The following is a 4,153-nucleotide window of genomic DNA, read 5'->3' on the forward strand; positions in this document are numbered from 1 at the left end:
GTCTTCCAGGCGAACCTCGCGGCCAAAGTCGATCGTGCCCTGGCATCGGATGCCGCGCGCGGTCACGATGCCGGCATCCGCCTCTGCATCCCCGCTGTTCAGCGCGACCAGCGAGATGCCCTCGCGCTCCCTTAACTGATCGCGGATGGTTCGGCCGAACGAGAAACCGTCGATGGCATGCCGGTCCAGCAATCCCGCGTCTTCGACGCCCATCAGCTCGATCGAGCAGCCGTCGAACTGGACGAGGCGCATCGTCGTACCCCAGGGATGCCTGCCGAGGGGCCGCGGTGCGAAGCCGAGGGCGCCGTAGCGGTCCGCAACGGTCATCAGATCGCGGACCACCACGAGCGGGTGATCGATTCCAAGAAAGTGCACCATGGTCGCTCCTTGTCTGGTGGCTTTGACTATTACATTAGAAAAAATGCATGATCATGTTCAGGGCCGCACCGAGTGATTTTCATTGGATTTTTCGCGCCTCCGCACCCTTCGTGAGCTGTCATTGTCGTCCGCCATGAACGATCGCATGCTCAAGTACTTTCTTGCCACGGTGCGGGCGGGGTCGGTGCGGGCCGCGGCGGAGCACCTCAACGTGGCGGCGTCGGCCGTCAGCCGGCAGATCATCGAGATGGAAACCGCGGTCGGCCAACCGCTGCTCGAACGGGGGCCAAGGGGCGTTGTCCCGACCGAGGCGGGCCGCGCGGTGGCCGAGCACGCCCAGCGCCAAGCCGATGAGATGCTCGTGCTGGCGGACCGGCTGCGGCGGCTGCAAGGCGTCGAGGAAGGTACCGTCCGCATCTTTTGCGGCGGCGGCTTCCTTGTCGACCTCTTGGATCAGGGATTGGCGGCATTCGCCGCGGATTACCCCGGGATCACATTCAAGGTGACGTCGAGCACCACCGACGGCATCCTGGCCGCGGTCGCTCAGGGCGAAGCCGACATCGGCATGGCATATAATCCCCCGGCCCACCCGGATGTGCGCAGCGTCGTCTCGGCCCGGCAGCCGATCCTGGCCGTGCTGCCAATCCACCATCCGATGCGACCCACCGCTGGCCCGGTTCCGTTGCGGACGTTCGCGAGCGAGCCGGCCGCGCTGCTGCCTATGGACCACGGCGTGCGCCAATTGCAGGGCCGCGTCGAGGCCGCAGGCGACTTCCGCCTGATCGCGCGGCTGGAGAGCGGATCATTCGAACTGCACCGCCGCTTCATCGAGGCCGGGCTCGGAATAGGTTTCCTGCCCCGCTTCGTCATTGCCGGCGAACTCAAGGCCGGAACGTTACGGGCAGTGCCGCTTCAAGACACCCTGCTGTCGGAGGTCCGCAGCCATCTCCTGCTCCGCTCCGGGCGACGTCTGCCCGAAGCAACGCGGCGGCTTCTCGATCACCTGGCGCAGCGGCTCAGCGCCTTTCAACCGGTCCCATAGCCCGGGATAGCGTTGCCGTTTTCAGCACGCTATGTACTGAAACTTCTTATTGTTGGAACGCTCGCGCGCTGCCATCAGAAGGGCGAGGCAGGCAAATGGCGGGTTCAGACATGGCTATAACGAACATTGGAATAGTCGGGCTCGGCAATATGGGGCTGGGCATGGCGGCTACCCTGGCCCGAAAGGGCTTCAAGGTCAGCGGCTACGATATCAGCGAGGCCCGAAGGGCGACCGTGGAAGCGCAGGGGGTCGGCTTCTCCGCCGACCTGATCGGCGTATTGTCTAGTGCCGACGCGCTCGTTTTCTCCCTGCCCCTCGCCCGCGACGTCGAAGCGGTGGTGACGACACCGGGCGGCCTGTTGCAGCGCCGCGATCGCAAAGTCGTCGTCATCGACACCTCGACCTCCGACCCCGGGACGACGCGGCGCCTCGCAAAGCGGCTTGCCGAGGCCGGGCACGGGCTGCTCGACGCGCCTGTCAGCGGCGGTCCCTCCGGCGCCGCCGAGGGCACGCTGACCATGATGGTCGGCGGCGCCATCGACGACTTCGCCCTGGCCGAGCCAGTGCTTGCCGCGATGTCGGCCCGCGCCGTGCACGTCGGACCGTCCGGCGCCGGAAACATCGTCAAGCTGGTCAACAATCTTCTGGTCGCGGCGCATCTGGTGACGACCGCAGAAGCCATCCGCCTGTCGGAGGCTGCCGGGCTGTCGGCAAAGGAGGCGATCGCGGTCGTCAACACGGCGACCGGCCGCAGCGCCGTCAGCGAGATCATGTTCCCGCGCTGGATCCTGACCAACAGCTTCGACAGCGGCTTCTCGGCTGGGCTGATGCGCAAGGATGTGCGGCTTGCCCTCGAACTTGCCGCCGCGAGCGGAGTGATGCTGCCGCTCTCGGCCCATGTCGCGGAGATCTGGCGCGATACCAGCGACCGCCTGCCCGACGGCGCCGACTTCACCCGAATGGCCGACTACCGCACCCAGGGAGCACTCTGATGATGAACCATGCAAATGCCGAAACCTCCCGGCGCGCCGCCGCGATCCTTCGCGAGTTCCTGCCCGGCGGCGAGATCGGCAGCGTCGTCGCCGGCAACGTGCTGCGCGGTGGCGGCGTCACCCTCGAACTGGTCAATCCTGCCGATGGCCTGTTGTTCGCGAGCTTCGCCGATGCCGGCGCCAGCGTCGTCGATGCCGCGATGCAGGCGGCTCGGCCGGCGCAGCAGCAATGGTGGAGCCTGAGCGCGGCGGCGCGCGGCCGCGCCATGTGGGAGATCGCCCGCCTCGTCAGGCAGAATGCCGAGGTGCTCGCCGAACTCGAGACCATCTCTGCCGGGAAGCCGATCCGCGATACAAGAGGCGAAGTCGCCAAAGTCGCCGAGATGTTCGAATACTATGCCGGCTGGTGTGACAAGCTGCACGGCGAGGTGATTCCGGTCCCGACGTCGCATCTCAACTATACCCGCCATGAGCCGGTCGGCACCGTTGTGCAAATCACGCCTTGGAATGCGCCGATCTTCACCGCGGGTTGGCAGATCGCTCCCGCAATCTGCGCCGGCAACGCGGTCGTGCTGAAGCCGTCCGAGCTGACGCCCCTGACCTCGCTGGTGCTCGGCGTCCTTTGCGACCGGGCCGAGGGCATGCCGCGGGGCCTGGTCTCGGTTCTGGCCGGTGCCGGCCCGACCACGGGCGCCGCCGCGGTGGCTCATCCCGACACGCGATTGGTCGTCTTCGTCGGCTCGGCGGAGGCCGGCGCGCAGATCGCCGCCGCTTCTGCCCGCAACATCGTGCCGAGCGTTCTTGAGTTGGGCGGCAAGTCGGCCAACATCGTCTTTGCCGATGCGGACCTCGCGCGGGCCCTCGTTGGCGCGCAGGCCGCGATCTTCGGCGGCGCCGGACAGAGCTGCGTCGCCGGCTCGCGGCTGCTGGTCCATCGCTCGATCCACGCCGACTTTGTCGAACGATTGGCGAAGGCCGCGGCGCGCATTCCGACCGGTCTGCCCACGGACCCGGCGACCCAGATCGGGCCGATCAACAACCGCCGCCAGCTCGACAAGATCGACGGCATGGTCCGCGCCGCCGTCACGGCAGGCGCCCGCATCGCGGCCGGCGGGGCTTGCCCGGAGGCGCTGCGCGACACCGGGGGCTTCTTCTACGGCCCCACGATCATCGACGAAGTCGGGGCGGACGCCGCTATCGCGCGCGAGGAAGTGTTCGGGCCGGTGCTCGCCGTACTGCCCTTCGAGACCGAGGAAGAGGCCATTGCGCTTGCCAACGCCACGCCGTTCGGGCTCGCCGGCGCCGTTTGGACCAACGACGTCGGACGCGCCCATCGCGTCGCCGCCGCGGTTCGGGCCGGGACCTTCTGGGTCAATGGCTACAAGACCATCAACGTGGCATCGCCCTTCGGCGGCTTCGGCCGCTCCGGCTTCGGCCGCTCCTCCGGACGTGAGGCGCTGATGACATACACGCAGACCAAGAGCGTGTGGGTCGAGACCGCCGCCAACCCGGGTGTCGCCTTCGGCTATGTGGGATAACGCCTGTGGCCGCGGCGGCCATGCCTCTTGCAGGCGTTTAGTTCGCCACCGGCCTTTGGCCGCCCCCCCTTGGATGAAACAGGCTCGATACACGGGGGGCGCCGAAGGCGGGCGACCACAAGGGTCGCCCCTACCGGGATCGACATCACGTAGGGGCGCCCCTTGTGGGCGCCCTGTTTAAAGTCATTGCGGGACCGAAAAAT

General features: G+C 67.3%; 4 protein-coding genes. 3 read left to right on the forward strand and 1 reads right to left on the reverse strand.

Going from position 1 to position 4,153, the window contains the following annotated elements; translation table 11 throughout:
- The coding region (locus ABSG20_RS31150; RefSeq protein WP_423868289.1) for a VOC family protein at positions 1 to 378 on the reverse strand (378 nt) is incomplete at its 3' end.
- Between the two features lie 145 nt (positions 379 to 523).
- Here ABSG20_RS31150 and ABSG20_RS31155 point away from each other — a divergent pair.
- The 3 genes from ABSG20_RS31155 (at position 524) to ABSG20_RS31165 (ending at position 3,950) form a co-directional block, all read left to right on the forward strand.
- Entirely contained in the window at positions 524 to 1,420 is an 897-nt protein-coding gene (locus ABSG20_RS31155) for a LysR family transcriptional regulator (RefSeq protein ID WP_423868290.1), read from the forward strand.
- A gap of 95 nt (positions 1,421 to 1,515) precedes the next feature.
- On the forward strand, positions 1,516 to 2,412 hold the full coding sequence (locus tag ABSG20_RS31160) for an NAD(P)-dependent oxidoreductase (RefSeq protein WP_423868291.1): 897 nt from the start codon (positions 1,516 to 1,518) through the stop codon (positions 2,410 to 2,412).
- Positions 2,412 to 3,950 carry an aldehyde dehydrogenase family protein gene (locus ABSG20_RS31165; RefSeq protein ID WP_423868292.1) on the forward strand — a complete coding sequence of 513 codons (1,539 nt, stop codon included), beginning with the start codon at positions 2,412 to 2,414 and terminating at the stop codon, positions 3,948 to 3,950. Before ABSG20_RS31160 ends, ABSG20_RS31165 begins: the two co-directional genes overlap by 1 nt.
- The last annotated feature ends 203 nt before the right edge of the window (positions 3,951 to 4,153 follow it).

Origin of the sequence: Bradyrhizobium sp. (assembly GCF_049512235.1) — a bacterium.
In the GTDB taxonomy this organism is placed as follows: Bacteria; Pseudomonadota; Alphaproteobacteria; order Rhizobiales; family Xanthobacteraceae; genus Bradyrhizobium.

Bases quoted from the DNA above. Each gene is read 5' to 3' on its own strand.
- ABSG20_RS31155 (WP_423868290.1), top strand. From the start codon at position 524: ATGCTCAAGTACTTTCTTGCCACGGTGCGGGCGGGGTCGGTGCGGGCC.
- ABSG20_RS31160 (WP_423868291.1), top strand. From the start codon at position 1,516: ATGGCGGGTTCAGACATGGCTATAACGAACATTGGAATAGTCGGGCTC.
- ABSG20_RS31165 (WP_423868292.1), top strand. From the start codon at position 2,412: ATGATGAACCATGCAAATGCCGAAACCTCCCGGCGCGCCGCCGCGATC.